This is a genomic window from Streptomyces sp. DSM 118878 (assembly GCF_052936595.1).
This window is the reverse complement of the sequence record NZ_CP193622.1, coordinates 3,626,948-3,646,443: the sequence shown is the minus strand read 5'-3', so window position 1 is coordinate 3,646,443 and position 19,496 is coordinate 3,626,948. Positions and strand designations below refer to the sequence as shown.

The window sequence follows — 19,496 nt, the reverse complement described above, 5'->3', positions numbered from 1 at the left end:
CCGATGCCAAGTGTGCTGGCCTTCCGCTTCAACGTGTAGGCGTGCAATGCATCACCTGGCGAACCGGACCGGTTCTGCGAGGATGGAGCGGGCACCTGCCTCGTCCGCAGTTCGTGCGGCCAGTGTTGCCTCCGCGAGCCTGGCGGGCAGGGCCTCGGCGAATTTCAGGCCCCGCACAGCACGCCCGTCGATCTCGGGCAGGCTCAGGCTTGCTGGCGCCTGGGTCATGGCGTCCGCCCATTCCTCGCGAGTGAGGTCGTCCCGCAGCCGGATCCAGTGGGCGTGGGCGCGCCTGTGGGGTGATACGACGGGCATCAGCGTGGCGGCGAGTGTGGCGTTGGCACGGTGGCCGGCCCAGGTCCACCATCGGACGTCCCCGTCGGGGCGGCAAGTGATGAGAGTGCCACCGGGGTGCACTGTGTCCAGATGCGCCTCCCTGGCCTGGGCGAGATGTGCCGAGGCTCGCCCAGTCAGGCGTACAGGCGGGTTCTCTCCGAGAAGTACGTCGCGTGCGGCGCGGGTCAGCTCGAAGGAGAGGGTCCGCTCGGCGCCGAAGCCGCTCCACCGGGCCCGCCCTCCCCCGTCGGTGGGGGTGACGAAGCAGCGGCGTCGGCTGAAGTCGATATGGGTGACCTGCCAACTGCGTCCGGCGAGCAGGAGCCTGCGGGGCCCCTGGACCTCCTCGGTCAGCAGGTCGGGGTCGGTGCGACCGATCTCGTTGCGGCCGTTGAGGACGGTGAACTCGGGCGGCGCGGTGAAAACTGCCGTCAGGTTCATGAAGTGGCGGTGACCGTAGCGGTGTTCCGCCTGCGGGCCGATGAAGAGCAGGCCGGAGTCCTGGTCGAGGTAGCCCTGTTCGATCAGGTGCCGGACGACTGGTGCGGCACCAGGGCCGAAGGGGCCGATGCCACCCCACCACTCCTGCCACAGGTTCTCTCCGACCTGGTGTTCCTGAAGGCACAGGGCCAGCAGTTGCTGGGCGACGAGATGACGGGGCTCGGGGGGCGGGATGACGGGTTCCACCCAGTTGCGCGACCACTGGAGCAGCAGGGCGGCCGAGGCGAGGAGCCCTTCGTGGTCCAGCGCGAGGAAGAGACAGTTGCGGCTGGTGCCGGAACGGCGTCCGGTGCGGCCAAGGCGCTGGAGGAAGGCGGCGACGGTGCGGGGTGCGTCGAGCTGGATGACTCGGTCCAGGTCACCCACGTCGATGCCGAGTTCCAGCGTGCTGGTCGAGACGATCACGCAGTCCCGTGCCTCGGCGAAGGCCGCCTCGGCCCGTCTGCGTTCGTCCACGGAGAGCGAGGCGTGGGAGAGGAAGGTTGTGACGCCGCGCAGGCGCAGCTGCTCGCCCAGCTTCTCCACGGTGCGCCGACTCTCGCAGAAGACGAGGCGCTTCTCGCCGCGGTGGAGAGCGGCGATGACGATGGCGGCGTTGGGAACGGAGCCGACGTAGTCGAGTTCGATCTCTCCGGCCGTTTGCGTGGTCCCTGCCGGGGGAGACTCCGGCCGCAAGTCGGGGGCGATGACGCGGGCGGGACGTCGGCCGTGTCCGGAGCCCTGGAGCCAGTCCAGCAACTCGGCGGGATTGCCGATGGTCGCGGACAAGCCGACACGCTGGAGTGGGCGAGCGGCGATGCGACCCAGGCGTTCGAGTACGGCAAGCAGATGCCAGCCACGGTCGTCACCGGCGAACGCGTGCACCTCGTCGATCACGACCGAATGCAAGCCGCTGAAGAACGAGTGATGGTCGACATGCGTGCTGACCAGCATCGACTCCAGGGACTCGGGTGTGGTCAGCAGGAGGTCCGGGCGCTCGACGAGGAGTCGGCGGCGGCGCGAGGTGGTGACGTCGCCGTGCCACAGGCCCGTGCTCCGGCCCAGCCAGCCCGTGTACGTCTCCAGGCGCGGATGCAGGTTGTTGAGGAGCGCCTTGAGCGGACACACGTAGAGCACGCTGGTGCCCTTCCAGCCGCGCCGGTTCATCCGGGTCAGCAGGGGGAAGACGGCCGCTTCGGTCTTGCCGCCCGCGGTGGGGGCCAGCAGTACGGCGTCTTCACCGGCGAGGAGCGGGGCGACGGCCTCGGTCTGGAGGGGGTGTAGCGCGTGCCAGCCGAGGGCGTTGACGATGTTGTGTCCGAGGACGGGGTCCAGCAGGTCGAAGGCGTCGGGGGCATGCCACTCGCCGCCACGACCGGACGTCCGGTGGCTCACGGCAAGTCCAGAGGGACGTCCGCCGCACCGCTCGCCGCGTTGCGCTCCGTGTCGCTGAGTTCGGTCGAGCGCAGGGTGAGGGAGTAGTGCCGGCGCGGGTCGAAGTCCTTGAACTCGTCGACGCGATCCAGGACGTCGGCGACCAGCTTGCGCAGATACAGGCGTGGTGCGATGCCGACCTTGCCGCCGAGCGCCCCGGTGATGGCGCGGGCCAGCTCGTCGAGATAGGCGTCGTCCGCGCACGCTGCCAGCCGCTCCGGGTTACGGGCGTCGGCCGCGTAGATGTCGCGCACCTTACGGCCCAGGTCACCGAGAGAGGTGAGGTCGAAGCCCGGCAGCCGTAGCTGCACCGCCCGCGGGGAGTCGAAGCGCGGGTCGGTGGTGAAATCGGTGGCGAGCCGCTGGGCGAGGGGTGCGAGGCGCTGTACGCCCTGCTGGCCGTCGTAGAAGGCAGGGGTGCCGGTGATGACGAGGAACAGGCCGGGGAAGCGCCCGGTGTCGATCTCGTCGAGGAGCTGACGCAGCGCGTTGAGGGATTTCTCCCGGACGTCACCGCGCACCCGTTGCAGGGTCTCCACCTCGTCGAGGACGAGCAGGAGCCCGGGGTGCCCGCAGTCCCGCAACACGGTGAGCAGGCCCTGGAGGAAGCCGAGGGCGGCGAAGTGGTCGAGGTCGCCGCGGATTCCGGCGGCGCGCTTCGCGGCGGCGGCCACCGATTTCTGGCCTCCGAGCCAGGCGATCAGGGCTTCGGCCAGAGCACCGTCGCCGGCCGCCACAGCCCGCCGGTAGCCGCGCAGAGCCGCGGAGAAGGCGGGGGTGGTGCGGGCGACGGCGGTCAGCCGCTGTTCCAGGAGCATGTCGACGGCGGCAGCCAGCGCTTCCTCGTCGTCGTCCGCGACGTCGCCCCCGGCCAGCGCCTCCTCCTCCAAGGCGTAGAACCAGGAGTCCACGACGGCACGCAGCGCGGACGGCTGGTGGGTGGCGGTGGTGAGCCGTTCGGTGAGCCTGCGGTAGACGGTCTCCAGCCGGTGCAGCGGGGTCTCGGTCTCGGAGATCTGCACCTCGCTGACGGCGAGCCCGCGCCGTTTGGCCCGCTCGGTGAGCCATCGGGCGAAGAACGTCTTGCCGGAGCCGTACTCACCGCGCAGGGCGTGGAAGGCGGCTCCGCCACGGGCGACGGTGGTCAGGTCGTCGTCGAGTGCGCTCTCGAAGCGTTCCAGGCCTACGGCGAACAGGCCGAGCCCCGCCTGCGGGACGGTGCCGCGCCGCAGTGCGTCGACGACGTCGCGGCGGCGCGCGACGCTGATGTCGAGGGCGGGGCGGGTCATGTGGTGCCTTCCGGGGCCGGGAACTGCTGGCTGAGCAAGGCACGGTCGAGCTGCACGGTGCGGCCCGACTCGACCAGCTGGAGCACGGGGTAACCGTCGATGTTGAGCAGCCGCTCCAGCATCGTGGCGAAGCGTGCAGGGTTGCGCTGCGACTTGCCGGTCGCGGTCTGGGCGGCTGCGGCGACCGCTCCGGGCGACAGTTTGCCGCCCGCCGCGTCCAGGGCGTCGAGCACCGCCTCCACGGCCCTGTCGGAGGGTGCGGCGCGAACGAACTCGCGCTGCGCCCGGTACGGGGCACTGCGCACGGTCCGCTGCCCGAGAGTGAACCGACCAGACGCCGTGGAGCGACGGACCGGCCGAGCCTCGGGGTCGGGCTTGGGCTCGGCAGGGTCGGCGGGCGGTTCCGGCGCCTCCTGGGGCACGGCCTCGGATTCGGCCGTGGTGTCGGACTTCTTCCACCACGCGGGCTCGGTCGACTCGGGAGGCAGCAGACTCCAGCCCGACGGCACGGCGCCTCCGGACGGTACGAGGGTGATCACGGGGACGGTGACCTCGGCGAGTGAGGCACCGCCGTGGTACCCGGCCTGCCGCGCGGTGTAGCGCAGATCGTCGCGCCAGGCGGCGGTGATGCGCCGGCCGTCCGTCAGCACGCGTGGGCCGGACAGAGCGACTTCCCCGGCGCTGGGATCCCCGGTGCGCCAGCGGGCCCCGCGCACCCCGGTCACCTCGGCGGGCGGGTGTCCGCGCTCGGTGCGGTCGATGATGTGGCCGTGATCGGATACGAGTATGACCGGACGCCCGTAGTCGCGGGCGGCGTTGAGCAGGTCGGGCAGTTTTCCGATGTCCGCCAGGCCCCAGTGACCGCTGGTTCCCTCCCGGCCGTCGGCCAGAGCATCGTCGATGGTGTTCACGACGACGGCGACGATGTCGTCGGAGGCCAGGGCCTGGACGAGCTCAGGAGCGAGCCGGTGGCCGGGCGGTCCCTCGTACCCGCCCTTGTGGAAGAGGTGCGCGCCACGATGCCGCTTGCGCCAGAAGGCGGTGAAGCCGGTGCGCTCGGCGGTCTGGCCGCCTTCGGAGGGCCGGCCGCTCAGCAGTGAGGCCCGGCTGACACGGGTGACCGAGGGCAGCATGGACACTGCTGCCTGCCGGAGCGGGAGGGAGCTCTTCGCGGCGGCGGGCACGATCTCGGTCCACGCCCTGCCGTCCAGTTCCCCTGCGATCCGGACGGCGACGTCCGCGCTCATCCCGTCCAGGACGAGGACCAGAGGCCGACCGCCGCCCTGCGCGAGCGGGGCCGCCGTTCGGGCGAGGACGTCCTCGATGAGCAGTGCACCACCGTTCGCCTGCTGGCAGGCGGTTTCTGACCAGGAGGCGAGGAGGCCGACGAACTGGGCGTCGAGAGCGGCGCGGCGCTCCCGCGCTGCTCCTATCAGTCGCCGGTACGCCTCGCCGACGGCGGCGTCACGGGACGCGTCTCCCTCCGCGAGCACACCGATGGCGAGGTCGGCCCAGCCGGAAGAGGCCAAATGTTCCTGCACGGCACGGCCGACGGTCGCGGGAGGCGCGGGCTCGGTGGCGAGCCAGCGCATCAGGCGGACAGCGGTACGGGCGGTCTCGGTGGACTCGGAGTAGAGCGTGGCGAGCTGATGTGCCTCCAGGTCGCGCAGGGCGGACTCGGCGAGTGCCGTCGCGCCCTCTCCACGGCTGGCGAGGCAGGTGGCCAGGGTCCTTAGCCGGCCCAGGTAACCCGACGGAAGCAACCGGTCACCGCGGACGAGATCGGTGAGACGCGCGTCGGCGGCGAGCCGGTCGGCACGTTCGAGGACGGCCATCACCTTCGAGCGTGCGCCGTCGGCCGGCGCGGTGGGGACCTCAGCCTGTGCGACCCACCGGGTGAGCACTCCCGTTGCGGCGTCGGCGAAGGGCCGCAGCGTGTCGAAGGAGGCGAGGGCCGGTCCGAACAGGGTGCCCAGGGCGAAGCCCGCGGCCTCCGCGGACCGTGAACTCAGGGCGGCGGAGGCGAGCACGCCCAGCGGCAGGGCGTCACCGCCGCGCCCTTCGGCGGCGAGTGTGAGCAGCGTGGTGGCGGCGGGTCCGACGGTTCGGGCCAGCCACGTCTCCAGACCGCGTTGCTCATCCGCGGCGAGGGCGGCATAGAGCGAGGGCCCGGCCAAGGTGCGGGTCCATGCGAACAGTGCGTCGGCGTCCAGGTCCAGGGTCTCTGACGCGGGGTCGCCGAGCCCGAGACGCGCGCCGAGCAGCGCGCGCACAGCCCGGTCGCGGGTGAGGACGGTTCCGATGCGGGGCCAGCCGTCGAGGGGCTCGGCCTGGAGCAGCGCGTCGAGCAGCCAGTGCTCGCCCAGCATCCGCGGATCCAGGTCAGCGGCTGCGAAGAGCTGGGCGACGATCTCGGCGCGGTCGACGGGCAGCGGATGTCTGCGCACCGCGTGGGCACGCAGGTCAAGGCCGAGCTGGTCGGGCGGGACGGTGCCGGTGACGACGAGGACGCTGTCGTCCTGCCCCGTACCTCCCGTGAGGTGGCGGTGCCATGCCTCGGTCGCGCCGAGCGGGGAGTGCTGGTCGGTGACGACGACGCGGCGCTGCTCGCCGCCGATCTCGACGGTGAACTCGGTGTCCAGCTCCTCCGCATCCCACACCGCGTCGACCAGGACGAGCCGGCTGTCGGGAGTGTTCTTCAGCTCGGTCTTCAGCAGCACTTCGACGGCGCGCCTACCGGCGACGGGCCGGGTGGCCGTCACCGGCCCTCACCGTCCGGCTCCGCACGCCAGTAGATCTCCACCGGGGTGTCAGGGTGCAGCGCGCGGAACGCCTCGATCTCGTCGCGTACGGCGGTGAGGTCGGAGTGGAGAGCCGCGGGGCCGGCGGCGATGACCCGGCGGGCAGCCCGCAAGGGGCCGGTCTCTCCCGCGTCGGCATCGGCTTCCTCGGGGTCCCAGGACAGCGGCTCCTGCTCACCCCGCCCGCGTCCCGCGGTGCCCGAGAAGACCGGCGGGGTCCCGTGCTCGGACAGTGTGACCTGTTCGGGGTCCGTCACCGGTTTCGCACTGTCTGAGGGCGCGGCGGAGTCGTCGGCGGGGGTGGGCCGCTCCAGCCGCAGGGCGGCGTCCAGCAGGGCATGTCCGGTCTCACGGACCTCACCGAGCAGGGGGATCAGGGACCGCTCGCGCTCGGGAGCGCGTGCGGCCTCGGCGATCCGCTCCATGAGCCGCTGCGCGCGGTCACCGATGCTGTCGTCACGGCCGGTGAGCCCGTGCACGCTGGACAGCAGCCGCCAGTTGGTGCCGTCCAGCGCCGCTAGCACGTCGGCGGCGCTGTCCATGGCGTGGGACAGCTCCCGCGCGGGCGTCTCGTACGAGACGGAGGCCAGCTCGCACACGAGACCGGTGGCGTCGTCGGTGTGGCGCACGAGGCGGGCCAGCAGGGCGGCGGCCTCGCGCAGGACCCGGCTGCGCTCGGCCGTGCCCTCCCCGTCGAGTCCGAGCAGCGTGGCGTGCCGCTTGAGTACGGTGCGTACGTCGCCGACGCTCTTCTCGTACGCGGTCGCCTTGGCGAGGACGTCGGAGGCGAGCCGGTTGACGTTGCGCGCGAACAGGCCGGGCTTGGCGGTGACGCCGAACAACCGCCCGGCGTGGTCCCGGGCGGTGGCGTACTCCTGCTCGGTGGGCAGCCGCTGGGCACGCAGCTTCCAGCCCAGGCTGATCTCGGCCAGCGAGGGAGGCGTAGTTTCGGTGCCGGAGTAGAGCACCCAGGAGCGGTCGTCGAACAGGGCGTAGGCGGCGATGAGCAGGTTGGACACGTGCTTCTCCAAGCCGCGCACGCCGAGGTCGTCCCTGATCCAGATACGGATGTCCTCCACCGCGAGTTCGCCGTGCTCACCGTGTGCGGAGGCGGCCTGGTTGATCCGCGCGCGCAGCTGGTCGCCGCGCACGACGAGCGGACCGTCGTGAACGGTGCCGAGCTCAAGCGCCTCGACGACGCGCTTGACGGTCCGTAGATCTCTCGGTTCGACCTCGGCCCGGCCACCCTCGTCCATGGCCTGGGCGAGCCACTTCAGGGCCGTGGTGAGTTCGGCCGGTGTGACGGCCCGTGGCGTGGTGCCCGGCCCCGGCCCGAAGTCCGGATGCTTGTCGTAGATGGACGAGAACAGCCCGTCGGCGAGTTGTGTCACCGCTTGGTCGAACGGCTTGCTGCCTTCCGGTTGCGGGCGGGGGAACTCGGGCTGGAGGGACAGCACGTGCCGCCCGTCGGGCACCTCGGCGCCCCGCGTGTCCTCCTTGGCCTCGGCGAGCCCGTACACCTCGCGCAGCGAGTCGACCAGGGTGCGGGTGAGGTTGTCGCGGGCGTGCTCCAGGCTGCGGCGGGCCTTGAGGCGGTCGTCCGGCGGGAAGTTGCGGGTGTAGTCGGACAGCCGGTCGCGTTCCAGCAGGAAGTTGATGCGCATCAGGCGGCCGAGCTGTGCCTTGCGCTGCTCGGAGAAGTGGTCGCACAGCCAGACCAGCACGGGCGCCCCGGGGTGCGACTTACGCAGATCGGTGACGCGCCGGTAGGCGTCGTCGGGGGAGCGCCCCGTCTCCTCGTCGAAGGGGCAGTCGAGGATGATCCGCATGTTGCCCGCGGTGGCAGGTTCGAAGGCTTCGTCCGTGACACTGCGCGGGTCCCGGACCGTACCGAACACGAATTCCACCGTGCGCTCGGAGCCGCGCCACACGACCTTCTTCTCGTCGAAGAGCTGACCCTGCCGACCGGTGAGACCCAGCTCCTCCCAGAGCCGCTCGTGCAGCCAGGTGCGCCGTACACCGCCTTTGTCCTCGCCGACGACGGCGTCGAGGATCGGCTCGATGTCCAGATCGGACAGGTGCAGCGAGAAGACCGGGTCGTCATTGCCTTCGGAGCGCAGCTCACCCGGGAACTCGCCCTGGAGAGCCCGCAACCGCTCGATGACCTTGTCGCGTACGGGTACGGCTCGCGAGCGCACCGAGCCGTGGTTGAGGGCGGCGAGCCGGCCGGCGGTCAGGCGACGCAGTGCGGGCACGTCGGGTGCCACGGCGGCGAGCAGCAGAGTCTTGATGAAACGCTCGTCGGCGAGGAGATCGGGGTGGTCGGGACGCCCGTACCGGTTCAGCAGGAAGCGGTGGGCCTTGGCGAGGAAGCGGCGGGCGGTGTCCGACTCCTGCTGGAGCTTGGCGGTGAACGCGGTGCTTGTGGCGTCGACGAGGACGTCCCACAGATCGCCGAGCGGGATCAGCCGGCCTACCTCGGCGTCGGCGTTCCGCTCCAGGAGCTGCTGGACCAGCTTCAGACCGGTGCGTTCGCGCTGGAGCGCCCCGGACAGCGCCACGAGCACGTTCAGCAGGGCGGGGGAGAGCGGGTATACGGCCCGGAAGTCGTCCCAGTCGGCACCGGTCGCGCCCTCCCCGTCGAGGAGCACGTCCTTGACGAGCTGGCCCGCCTTGTCGACCCCGGCGAACGCGGCGTCCAGCGTCCGCTCCTGCCCGGGGAGCGGCCTGAGGACCCGCTCCTTGATGATCTCGGGAAGGTTGCGGTCCTCCAGATCGATGACGGTGACGCGTTCCTTGAGGTACTCCAGGGCCTGCTGGAGGTTCTCCACGTCCGAGCCGAGGATGTCCGATCCCATGAGCTGCGAGAGATCGCGCTGGCGGGAGATGAAGGAGATGATCGGCACCGGCCGGTCGGGGTTGCTGGACTCGATCAGCTTGACGAGCTTCTGGATCTCGTCGTTGATGAACGTCCGGTTGGACATCCGGGCCTGCAGCCACAGCACCAGCTCGTCCAGGAACAGCACCACGCCGTCGTAGCCGAGCAGCCGGGCGTGCTTGCTCATCTCGCTGAGTCCGTCGTCCAGCGTCACATACGCGGTCGCGTCACCACTGACCGTGTCCGCGTAGTGCTTGTTCGGCCCGTTGAACAGGGCGGTCAGGAGCTGGTCGCGCTGCGGGTCTCCGGCGGGCGCGCGGAAGGCCGCGTCGAGGGCCGCGCCGGTCCAGCCGACGGCCGGGGCGGCGCCGATGGGCTTCAGCTCGCCGTCCTCGTCGTCCTCCGCGTCCTCAGCGGCGGCCTGCGGGGCGACGGGCGCGGGCAGCAGCCCGATGAACGCCTCGTCGCCGATCTTCGCGCGCAGCTCACGTGCGTCGGCGAGCAGCGAGTCGGCCCGGAACACCAGCGGCGTGGGCGCTTCGGGCCGCTCCCGGCGCACGGTCTTCACATAGCCGCCGAACAGCGCCGACTCCAGGCTGGCGGCGCCGACCAGGTGGTACGGCACCATCAGGAAGTTCTTGCCGGGCAGCCAGTCGGCGTGCTCGGTGACGACCTCCCGCAGCCGCGTCTTCTCCTCGACGGCCGGGTCCCCGTTGAGCACGGCGTGCAGCACGGTCAGGAAGTGGCTCTTACCGGCGCCGAAGGAACCGTGCAGGTAGGCGGCCTGCGAGGCGTTCTTGCGCAGGGCGCTGCCGATCAGCTTCAAGGCCTTGCGGAACTCGCCCTGAAGCTGCGTCGTGACGACGTACTCGCCGATCGACCCGGCCGCCTCGCCCGTGAACCCCTCGGACAGGGCGATCTTGAAGTCTCCGGAGTGAAGGTCCTCCTTGATGTCGAGGACATTTCTCAGTACGACCCCGCTGCCTCTGGCCATCAGCCGCTCCCGCTCCCCACAGCCTCGTCACGCCCGGCTGCCGCGGCCGGGCTCCCGGCGGGCCCCGGGCCCGCGGACACCACGTTTGTCTGTCCTGCCCAGGGTACGGGTGTCGGTGGGACGGGGCGGGAAGATCGGCGTCAGAACGAATATCCCGGGCCGCTCGCGCGCAGCACCGCCCAGACGGTCCTGCCGGGAGCACCTGTGCGGGGCGTCACACCCCAGGTTTCGGTGAGCGCACCAACGATCAGCAGACCACGGCCCGCCTCCTCGCCTTCCAGAGCCGATCTGAACACGGGGTGGCTCTCGTCACGGGAGTCGCTGACCTCGATGCGCAACCGCCCGTCGCCCCGGCTCAGCCGGAGCAGGACGTCACGGCCGGGCACGCGCCCGTGGGTGACGGCGTTCGAGGCGAGCTCGGCGACGACGAGACTCGCATGCTCGTTGACCTCCGAGTCGTACGGGCAGCCCCAGTGGTCGAGGCAGTATCCGGTGAGCCGGCGGGCGAGGCGGGCACCGCGCGGGGTGGAGGTGAAGCGCAGCTCGAAGGCGGTGTCGGTGGGCTGCGAGGTGGCGTGAGCGGGGGGTGTCATGGCTCGACGGTCGCGCGAGCGGAGTGGCTGTGACCAGGGGCTGCGGTGGTACGAGTGCCAACTGTCGGGGTGAGCGGGATGACTGTCAGGGGTGTACGGCTCACCCGTATGGGAGAACGCGGGGTGAAGGGCCGCGTGGGCAGTCGGGCCGTTCCTACGCTGTCGAGACTGACGGTACGTGGGTGCGGTCGCGGGCTGGGTCCGCGAAGAGGCGGTGGGTGGCGGTGGGTATGGACCTGGTGGGCGAGGCCGACGCGGTGGGTTCCTCCGACGGCGTGGACCCAGGTAACGGGTTCCTGCGCTGTTTCGGCCGTCAGATGAAGCTGTTGCGCGAGGCGGCGGGCCTTACTCAGGCGGAGCTGGGGGCGTTGGTCGGCTACGGGGAGGCGCTGATCGCGTCGGTGGAACAGGGGCGGAGGATCCCCAAGCCCGAGCTGGTGGATGCGGTGGATCGGGCGGTGGGCGCGGGTGGGGTGCTGTCGGCCATGAAGGGGGAGTTGGGGAGGGCGCGGTATCCGGGGTTCTTCCGCCAGTACGCCCAGCTTGAGGCACAGGCAACTAAGTTGAACGCCTACGACAGCCACGTGGTCAAAGGTCTGTTGCAGACTGAGGACTACGCGCGGGCGGTCTTCGAGATGTGGCGCCCGTTCCTCGACGCAGAGATCGTCGAGCAGCGCATCGCCGCTCGCATGGACCGGCAAAAGTTGTTCGCGAAGCGTCCGGCGCCGCTCATGAGCTTCGTCGTCGAGGAAGTGGTGTTGCACCGACCACTGGGTGGGCGACAGGTGATGCAGGGGCAGTTGGAGCGGCTCTTGCTTCTAGGGCGTGAGCGGAACATCGAGATTCAGGTCATGCCGACCGAGCGTGAAGAGCATGCCGGGTTGGCAGGGGCGTTCACGTTGCTCCAGATCGGAGACCAGCGCAGGATGGCCTACATGGAGGTGCAGGACGAGAGCGCCCTGCACTCGGACCCCAAGAAGGTCGGGGTGCTCGAATCGACCTATGGCACCCTGCGGGCACAGGCACTCACCCCGAGGGAGTCGCTGGCCTTCATCGAGCAGTTGTTGGGAGAGCAATGAGCACGCGGGATTCGGCACCGTATGTACACGGGCTGGCCTGGGCTAAGAGCAGTTACAGCGCGGGTAATGGTGGGGATTGCGTCGAGGTTGCCCGAGCGACGGGAGCCGTCCACGTGCGGGACTCCAAGCGGAGCGGGGGCTCAGTCCTCACGGTCACTCCCACGGAGTGGACCGCGTTCCTGCGGATGGTGGCGGTTAGCGGCTGAACGGAGATGTATACATCTGAGGGGCGAGGACATGAAGTCCTCGCCCCTCAGGCGCACACGGAGTCGGCCGGGGCTACTAGCCTGCCCTGCCCCGCTTCTTCTCGGGACGCCAGGCGGCGAGATCGTCCTGGGAGAGCTGGCGGCCGAACATACCGGCGACGAGGGCGCTGTTGAATTCCTCGGCGGGGTTGCCCTCCCACTCGTCGTCGTACTCGTCGTGCCACTGCTTCACCCAGGGCATGACCTCCGCGAGCCCGGCGAGCAGGGGGATGAAGCGCGGGTCTTCCTTGCGCCAACCGTCGATGTTCAGACGGTCGTTGAGAAGGTTGACGAGGGCCTCGGCCTGATAGCGGTGGTTCCAGCCGGCCCAGCCGATGAGGAGGGACGGGTCGTTGTCGGGGGAGGAGCCGGGGTAGGAGACGAACCGCTCCTTGGGGACGTCCAACTTACCCCGGTTCGACCAATAACTGTGCTTGAGGAAGTCGGCGGACGTGTACTTGGGCGGGACCTTGATGTCCCGCCGCTCGCTGTCTTCGTCCTCCTTGCGCTGCTCTTCCCAGACCCTTTCCCACTGTGCGCGCTTGCGCAGGCCGGACTCCTTGTAGCGGAGGGCGGCGAGGTGGGGGACGTGCTCGGGCTCGACGACAGCGGCCAGGACGGTGGACAGCGGGACGTCGCGCTTGTCGAGGTGACGGTCGGCGTAGAGCGCGGCGACGTCCTGTACGTCCTTGTCGTGGCGGAGGGCGTCGGCGAGCTGGAAGATCGTGAGCGGGCGCGGGGAGTCGATCCCGTCGCGCTCCTCGAACCACAGATCCTCGCGCTCCATGGCGTCCAACAGCCAGGACCGCAGGGCGGCGGCCTCGCGCTTCTTCCAGGGCTCGGTGGACCAGCGGCGCTTGAACTCGGGCCGCTCGATCAGGCGGATGTCCTTGTTGTCGGCGATGAGGTCGAGCCGCGCCTGGACGATCCGGCGGTACGACTCTGGCCACGCGGCAGGGATTTCGGTGGTCCGGTTCTCGCTGGAGCCGTGCCGCTCGAACCATGCGGTTTCGGCACCGCTGCGGGCGAGCGCAATCTCGAACGCGCGCTGACCGAGCGGGAGGACCGGCACGTCAGCGTCGGTGAGGTCGGCTGGATCACCGGGCAGGGTGGTGCGTGCGACCTCGGCGGGCGTGAGTAGCCCGTACAACCCGTACACGGTCCAGTCCAGCTCCTCCTGGAGGAGGATCATGCGCGCCCGGATTCGCTTCTGTTCGGCTTGAGCGGCTTCGAGGGCTTCGGAGTTGGGGGGGGTGGTGGAGGAGGCGGTGAGAGCGGCGGGCTCGTGGGTAGCCAGCTCTTGGGCGAGGGTGTCTAGCTGACGGACCAACGAGAGGGGGAGTTCTGAGGGGAGAGGGAACTCTTGGAGCCGTGTCGCGTTGAACGCATAACGGTTTTCCCAAGCTTCGTCCTGAACTCCGCGCCCGATACCGCTGCCGCCCTTGACGTGACTGACCTGCTTCATCCAAAAGCAGCCGGTCGACGAGTTCAGTACCCCGAGCAGCTCAATATGGTGCTCTTCGCTCGCAGTTTCAGGCAGCTTGATCACCGGAGCGGTCTGTTTGAACACTTTCCCACCCCGGTCCAGCACGAAGTGGTTGTGCGTGGCGACCTCGCCGTAAGCGATCGAAAACGCCGTACGGAATCGTCTCGGGAAGAACATGCTGTGATCGAACCAACGAAACCCCCGTTCCTCTGGCGTCTCGCCGAAATCCAAACGCTGACGGAGAGGTTCCCGTGTGCCCCAGAGATACCGCTCCTCGGCTGCCGTGATCTCCCTCGCTGCTCCGCGTACGCTGGCTGGAGCGATTGTCGTGTACGGAAAGAAAGTGCATGTACCCGGCGAAATCTGGTAGTCACGCACTTCTTCACCCAGAATGACCGGTACCGTCCCCGATCTCAGTTGACGCGTCGAGGCTGCGGCGAGCGTCATATAGTACGCCTCGTCGAGTCCGGTATGCGTGGTCCGTCCGGCTTCTGAGATTAGGTCCTTGAGGCGCCCCTCCACCTGCTCCAGTTCGGCCATAAGCCCAGACGCGCCACCCCCCGAAAGGCTCCACGGGAACTTGGCCAGATCCGCCCGAGGCCGGTCCTCAACGCTCACCCACTCTTCGGGCCCCACCCCCGGCTTCCGCCACTGCGAAACAATGGCCTGCCACACCTCCCCCCGCGCCGGATCCTTCGGCTGACTAGGCTCCCCCCGAACCCCCAGAACCGCCCGAATCGGCAGCGACTGCCGCGGCCCCTGATTACGCCCCACCAAAATCACCGTCGGCGTACCGTGCCCCGGAATGAACGCCCCCGACGTGTCCAGCACATGCGTCAGCTCCACACCCGGGTAGTCACGCCTGCGACGCGTCTGCGGGTCCTTGTACGGCCCCCCGTGGAAGAACGACTCGATCAGCGTCGCCCCGAACTCCCGCTTCATGAACGAGTTCGCAGTGATCTGCCCGGTGAAACCGCCATTCCGATTGTCACCGCCAGCCCTTACCGCCAATTCAAAGATCCGTTGCGCAAACGGCACCGACAGCGCGTACTTTCCGGAACAGGCCCAGTAGATCTTGCGGTAGTTCTCGTTCTCAGCCTTGTCCTTGACCGTGATGTACGGCGGATTGGCGACGACCACGTGGTACGAACCGCGTCCCAACAGGTCCGCCTCCTTCACGTACCGCGCCACATCCTCCGTGCGGTACGTGAACGTCTCGCCCCGCTCGACGTCGTCGAACGTCGGGTCGGTCTCACGGCCGGCCTCCCGCCCGTGCAGCAGGGAGTCGGCGACCGCGATGCGGATAGGCATCGACGGAGCCGCCGAGAGGCGGTCGACCCCGCACTCCTTCACCATCTCGACGAGGAGCCGGAAGCGGGCAATGGAGACGGCGAAGGGGTTCTTGTCGGCGCCGTGGACAGACTCCAGGGCGCGGCGCACCAGCTTCCAGTTCTCCGCACCCGGCTCCGCCTCGCGCCAGGCGGTGAGGACACGGCGGAAGAGGCCGAGGAGGAAGTGGCCGGAGCCGCAGGCGGGGTCGATGCAGCGCAGTCCGCGGACGACGGTGGCGACATCACCGTTCTCGTCGATCTCCTCGGACGTCTCGCCCCGCCAGTCCTCAGGGACGTTCCTCCACACCGGGTCCAGGCCGAATTCCTCCAGAGCCGGGTCCAGAGTGAGGTCGAGGATGAACTTCTCGACGAACTCCGGGGTCTGGAGCAGCGCGTACGTCTTGCGGGCGTGTTCGGACAAGTGCTGGTAGAGGTCGCCCAGGAAACGGGTGTTCAGAGTTCGGTCGGTGAAATTGTGACGGATGCGGCCGTCAGGCCCGCGCTCGCGCCAGAAGGAGAGCAGGCGGGCCGCCGCATCGTAGGAGGGGTCGAGTTCCCACAGCGGATTGTGGGCGGGATCGAATAGACCCTCGGCGATCACGTGCTCGCGCCCGAGAGCGAGGAAGGACTCCTTGAGCCAGTCGCGGTCGTTCAGTTCGGGGCTCACCCGGAAGAACGCGTCGTGGTTGTCCTGCGCCTCGGCGAGCCGCTCACCGGGCCCGGACAGGCGGGCGTCCGGCACGAGCCCGTTGTCCTCGCAGAAGCGGACGAAGACACAGGCGAGCACCCAGGCGGCCGAGATCTGCACCACCCGCTCCTCCAGCCACGACTCGTACATGACAGAGGTGCGGTCGGACAGGAGGGCCTGCTCGTACTCGGCCTTCAGGGCCGCGGCCTGCTCGCTGTCGCCGTGTGCACGCTCACGCAGGTCCGCCTCCAGGAGCGCGACCTGCTTCTGGAGGTCCTTGAGCAGCGCAGCGTGGTCCAGCGGCGCGGCGGCCGGTGTGTCCGTCGCTTCGGCGGTGGTACGGGCTTCCTGGGAGTGCACCGGGGTGTTCCTCTGCTTCGTGGTTCGGCGCGTGCTCTCGCGCCGGTTCGTCCATCCTGCCAGCCCGGACGCCACGGCGGCCCCATCAGGTCGGGCCTACCGCCCGGCGAGCGAGATGCCCCCGAGGCGCCCCAGGCCGAAGGCCAGACGGTAGATGTCGGGCAGGTCGAGCAACGAATAATCGTCGATGCTCTGGTCGCGGCGGCGCAGGACGCCGAGGTCGATCAGCTCCTGGACCAGGCGCGGCAGGTCGTCGGGGTGGCGGGGGCCGGTGCGGACCAGCTCGGGGCGGTCGGCCTGGGCGTAGCGGGCCGATTCCTCGCGCAGGAGCCGCGGAAGGTCGCGCTCCTTCCAGATGGCGATGATCTTCCCCTGGGCGATCGGAACCTGGCAGCCGGCGAGCGGCTTTATGGCCAGCTCGACCCACGGGGTGTCCTCGCAGATCTGGTCGACGCGGACCGCGGACGCCTCGCGGACTCCGTTCCGGATGGCGTCGTGGTGCAGGGCGCGGGTGTGCGAGGGGTAGGAGGCGCGTGTCGTCTCAGCGGCCACGTCCAGGACCTTGAGGAAGCTGCGGGGGCTGATCCGGCCCGCGCTGTCCATCAGGTGATTCGGCAACCAGGTGTAGGGGCGGCCCTGGCGGACGTTCGTGCCCATGAACGGGTCGGCAATCCGCTCGAAGAGCCGCTGCTGGGCCTTCTCGTCGTTGCGCAGGTCCGGCGGGGGCGCGTACCGCACGGGTGCGCCGGGCTCCGAGGGCTGCCAGCCACCGGTGAGGCGGCGGAACTGCTCGGCCGTCTCCTCTTCCTCGTTGCCCAGGTGGTGGAAGAGCAGCCCGTACAGGTCGGTGCGGGACCACTCCAGACGGGCCGCATTTCCCGACAGCTTGGAGGCGTCGGGGAAGAGCTGCTTGGCCGCGTCGAACATGTCGGGGCGCAGGAACACCTTCAGGCGGATGTTGCGGGTGCCGAAGCGCATCCGCATCGCCAGGCGGAGCAGTTCGGCGATCAGCCCGTTGCGGGTGTCCCAGTCGGTGTGCAGGTGCTCCAGGCCGTCGAAGACCAGCAGATGGACCGTGCCCTCGGCGGCGGCCTCCGCGTCGGCCCGCGCGAGGGTGGCCTCGGCCGGTCCGGCGTTGGCGCGCACCCAGGCGACCCGCTCGGCCCAGTCCGCCGTCTTCCGCAGCTCCGGCTGTTTCAGGGCCGTGAGCAGGACGGCGTGCCAGATCTCCTCCGGCATCGCGCCGCCCGCGAGGAGCGAGGGCAGGACGAGCGGTCCCGGGTAGTCCGACACGATGTCCATGCCGTAGCCGGGTGTGACGTGCAGGCGGCTCAGCCGGTTGATGCGGTACTCGCGGGCCGCCGCCGCGCGCAGCTCGGGATCGAGCAGGGAGCGCGCCCAGAACGTCTTGCCGACGCCGCGGTCACCCTGCACCACGGTGCTGTCCACGTAGAGCGCGGTGCGGTGCGCGTCCGGCATGTACAGGGTCTGCGGCTCGGGGCGCCGGGTGTCCGCGTCCACGGTGCCCTCCAGCGCGCGCGACAGCAGGTCGCGGTACGCACCGGGGGTCAGCGACTCGGTCATGGGCGGTCGTCCTCGGGCTCGGTGGACTCGGTATCGGATGCCGTGGCCCGGGACGCCAGGATCAGCGGGACGGCCGTCTTCAGGAAGTCACGGTACGCGGCCTCGACGAAGGCACGCTCCTGCCAGTCCGGGGCATTGGGTACGTTCATGCCGACCAGCCCGGGCTCGAACAGGATCGGGATCGGGGAATGGGGCGCGGGGTCGGTACCCACATCCCATGAACCGTTCGTGCCGTCAGCGATCTCGCCCGGCGCGAGTGGCTCGTAGAGGACGCTGAACGTTTCGTAGGCGTTCTGGCGGAAGGACGCGAGATGGGTGTCCTTCGAGTAGTGCACGGAGTCCGGGACCATCGACGCCACCATGCGGAGCTTCTGCCGGATCGGCGCGGCCTGCCCGGAATCCCTCCACGCCTCGAACAGGTCCCGGTAACCCGACCACGTCTGGTCGTTGTCCGCGCCGAACAGCAGCGCGTAGTCGCAGAGGTGCGAGATGGTCACGGCGGCCACGTCGTGGATGCCCGCCCGGCTGTCGAGCAGCACCACATCAGGCGGGTAGCCGCTGTCGCTCCGTTCCACCGCCTCCTCGCAGGCGCGGACCGTGGCGGCCAAGCGGTCGGCGAAACGGGCGCCCTCCGCGTCGGCGTAGACGCGGTTCAGCTTGTCCACGTACCCGTTGGGGATGCCGTCGGTGCCCGCACCACGCGCCGGGGCGATCCACAGCTCGCCCTTCTTGAGTGGGTTGTACCCGGAGCGAGTGACGATCTCCAGGCCGTCCGCGTTGCCGAGCGCCGACTCGACCAGGTGGTCCACGACACCGTGCCGGCACAGATTGCCGTCCCCGAGCAGGAGCGGGCCCACGCCGGGCGACTCCAGGTCGAGGTCGACGACCAGCACGATCTTCCCCTCGTCGGCGAGCCGACGGGCGAGAACGGCGGTCGCCGTCGTACGGCCCACACCGCCCTTAAACCCGTACAGGGCGGTACGGCGGGTGCGGACCGTTTCGCCGCCCGCGTCGGCGGAGGGAGAGGTGACGTGGGACCAGTCCTCACCGACGACCGTGTTGTCGAGGAGGCGGACAGCGCCCGTGGTGCCGGTGGCCGCAGCGACCTCCTGGGCGCGAGGCGAGGCCGTAAGCGTCTTCGGCAGCCGTGTGACCGACGTCAGCACCAGTGGACGTTCCCCGCTGTAGCGGCCCATCCGGCCGGTGAACGACTCACGCCAGCGTTCGGCCTGCTCGACGCTCGCCCCGGCTGCCTCTTCGCTGTCGTCCACCACCAGGGAGAACCGGCCGAGGACGTCCCGTACGAGCAGGACGTCGAAGCCCTCCGCGGCGACCTCGCGGGCGAGGGCGAGAGCGGTCGGGCGGGACTCGTCGAAGCGGACCGGTTCGGCGTAGAGGGTCATGGCAACTTTCCGGTCAGCTCGACGTGCATATACGTGTCGTAGGCGAGCGTCGCCGCTCCCTGGCGGCGGGTCAGCAGCTCCGGGCCGAGGTGTGTTCCATCGGTGTAGCGTTCCTCGGCGCGCCACTCCTCGAAGTCTGCGGAGACTCTCTGCAGGGCTTCGGTGAGAGACGGTCCAGGACGGCCGTCGAGCAGCAAGGGGAGAGCTTGGCGCATCTCGTCTATATGCCCCAGCATCTTGCGCTTCTTGTTCGGGTTCTTGGCTTCGGGATCGTCCCACCAGAGCCGGTCGCTCTCGGAGCCCCCGCTGCTCCTCATGGACACCCCGTGCTGCCCGGCGAACCTCTTCAGCAGCGCCTTCATCAGGCACTCCACTGAGAGCCCGAACAAGTGATCCGCGTTCAACAGGCGTCCATCGCCGTGCAGATAGAAGGCATCCTTGTAATGCCGTTCCCCTGCGCAGGCGTAGTCCGTCGTCGTCTTCTTGCTTCCCTCGTCGTCCCCCACGACGCAGAT

Annotated in this window: 11 protein-coding genes; 2 read left to right on the top strand and 9 right to left on the bottom strand. The window is 69.7% G+C overall.

Translation table 11 applies throughout. The annotated features are described in order from the left end of the window. Positions 1-51: 51 nt before the first annotated feature. The 5 genes from ACRAKF_RS15965 to ACRAKF_RS15945 form a co-directional block, all read right to left on the bottom strand. Positions 52-2,211, bottom strand: a complete 2,160-nt coding sequence (locus ACRAKF_RS15965) for a DEAD/DEAH box helicase (RefSeq protein ID WP_447037836.1) — start codon at positions 2,209-2,211, stop codon at positions 52-54. Then, positions 2,208-3,539 (bottom strand): BREX system ATP-binding protein BrxD, encoded by a 1,332-nt coding sequence (gene brxD / locus ACRAKF_RS15960; RefSeq protein ID WP_447037834.1) that lies wholly within the window; start codon positions 3,537-3,539, stop codon positions 2,208-2,210. Before brxD ends, ACRAKF_RS15965 begins: the two co-directional genes overlap by 4 nt. Beyond that, a complete protein-coding gene (pglZ, locus tag ACRAKF_RS15955; protein ID WP_447037833.1) occupies positions 3,536-6,301 on the bottom strand; it encodes a BREX-2 system phosphatase PglZ in 2,766 nt (921 codons plus the stop codon). Before pglZ ends, brxD begins: the two co-directional genes overlap by 4 nt. Further along, positions 6,298-10,212 carry a hypothetical protein gene (locus tag ACRAKF_RS15950; protein ID WP_447037832.1) on the bottom strand — a complete coding sequence of 1,305 codons (3,915 nt, stop codon included), beginning with the start codon at positions 10,210-10,212 and terminating at the stop codon, positions 6,298-6,300. Before ACRAKF_RS15950 ends, pglZ begins: the two co-directional genes overlap by 4 nt. Before the next feature lie 140 nt (positions 10,213-10,352). Continuing rightward, positions 10,353-10,805: an ATP-binding protein gene (locus ACRAKF_RS15945; RefSeq protein WP_447037831.1), complete on the bottom strand. Its 453-nt coding sequence runs from the start codon at positions 10,803-10,805 to the stop codon at positions 10,353-10,355. A 230-nt stretch (positions 10,806-11,035) separates the two neighbouring features. On the opposite strand from ACRAKF_RS15945, the gene ACRAKF_RS15940 reads away from it, so the two are divergent. Beyond that, positions 11,036-11,884, top strand: coding sequence for a helix-turn-helix domain-containing protein (locus tag ACRAKF_RS15940; protein ID WP_447037830.1), 849 nt, complete (start codon positions 11,036-11,038; stop codon positions 11,882-11,884). Next, complete coding sequence (locus ACRAKF_RS15935; RefSeq protein ID WP_447037829.1) at positions 11,881-12,090, top strand: DUF397 domain-containing protein; 210 nt, start codon at positions 11,881-11,883, stop codon at positions 12,088-12,090. Before ACRAKF_RS15940 ends, ACRAKF_RS15935 begins: the two co-directional genes overlap by 4 nt. A gap of 76 nt (positions 12,091-12,166) precedes the next feature. Here the strand turns inward: ACRAKF_RS15935 and pglX are convergent, their stop codons facing one another. The 4 genes from pglX to ACRAKF_RS15915 form a co-directional block, all read right to left on the bottom strand. Further along, a complete protein-coding gene (gene pglX, locus ACRAKF_RS15930) occupies positions 12,167-15,994 on the bottom strand; it encodes a BREX-2 system adenine-specific DNA-methyltransferase PglX (RefSeq protein ID WP_447037828.1) in 3,828 nt (1,275 codons plus the stop codon). 96 nt (positions 15,995-16,090) lie between these two features. Continuing rightward, positions 16,091-17,578, bottom strand: coding sequence for a hypothetical protein (locus ACRAKF_RS15925; RefSeq protein ID WP_447037827.1), 1,488 nt, complete (start codon positions 17,576-17,578; stop codon positions 16,091-16,093). Continuing rightward, positions 17,575-18,981, bottom strand: coding sequence for a KGGVGR-motif variant AAA ATPase (locus ACRAKF_RS15920; protein ID WP_447037826.1), 1,407 nt, complete (start codon positions 18,979-18,981; stop codon positions 17,575-17,577). Before ACRAKF_RS15920 ends, ACRAKF_RS15925 begins: the two co-directional genes overlap by 4 nt. After that, positions 18,978-19,487: a hypothetical protein gene (locus ACRAKF_RS15915; RefSeq protein ID WP_447037825.1), complete on the bottom strand. Its 510-nt coding sequence runs from the start codon at positions 19,485-19,487 to the stop codon at positions 18,978-18,980. The genes ACRAKF_RS15920 and ACRAKF_RS15915 overlap by 4 nt, the downstream gene beginning before the upstream one ends. Positions 19,488-19,496 lie beyond the last annotated feature (9 nt).

What these genes read in the sequence shown, in the direction of transcription:
- ACRAKF_RS15920 (WP_447037826.1), bottom strand. Translation starts at nt 18,981, where the DNA reads ATGACCCTCTACGCCGAACCGGTCCGCTTCGACGAGTCCCGCCCGACC.
- ACRAKF_RS15935 (WP_447037829.1), top strand. Translation starts at nt 11,881, where the DNA reads ATGAGCACGCGGGATTCGGCACCGTATGTACACGGGCTGGCCTGGGCT.
- ACRAKF_RS15925 (WP_447037827.1), bottom strand. Translation starts at nt 17,578, where the DNA reads ATGACCGAGTCGCTGACCCCCGGTGCGTACCGCGACCTGCTGTCGCGC.
- ACRAKF_RS15940 (WP_447037830.1), top strand. Translation starts at nt 11,036, where the DNA reads ATGGACCTGGTGGGCGAGGCCGACGCGGTGGGTTCCTCCGACGGCGTG.
- brxD (WP_447037834.1), bottom strand. Translation starts at nt 3,539, where the DNA reads ATGACCCGCCCCGCCCTCGACATCAGCGTCGCGCGCCGCCGCGACGTC.
- ACRAKF_RS15945 (WP_447037831.1), bottom strand. Translation starts at nt 10,805, where the DNA reads ATGACACCCCCCGCTCACGCCACCTCGCAGCCCACCGACACCGCCTTC.
- ACRAKF_RS15950 (WP_447037832.1), bottom strand. Translation starts at nt 10,212, where the DNA reads ATGGCCAGAGGCAGCGGGGTCGTACTGAGAAATGTCCTCGACATCAAG.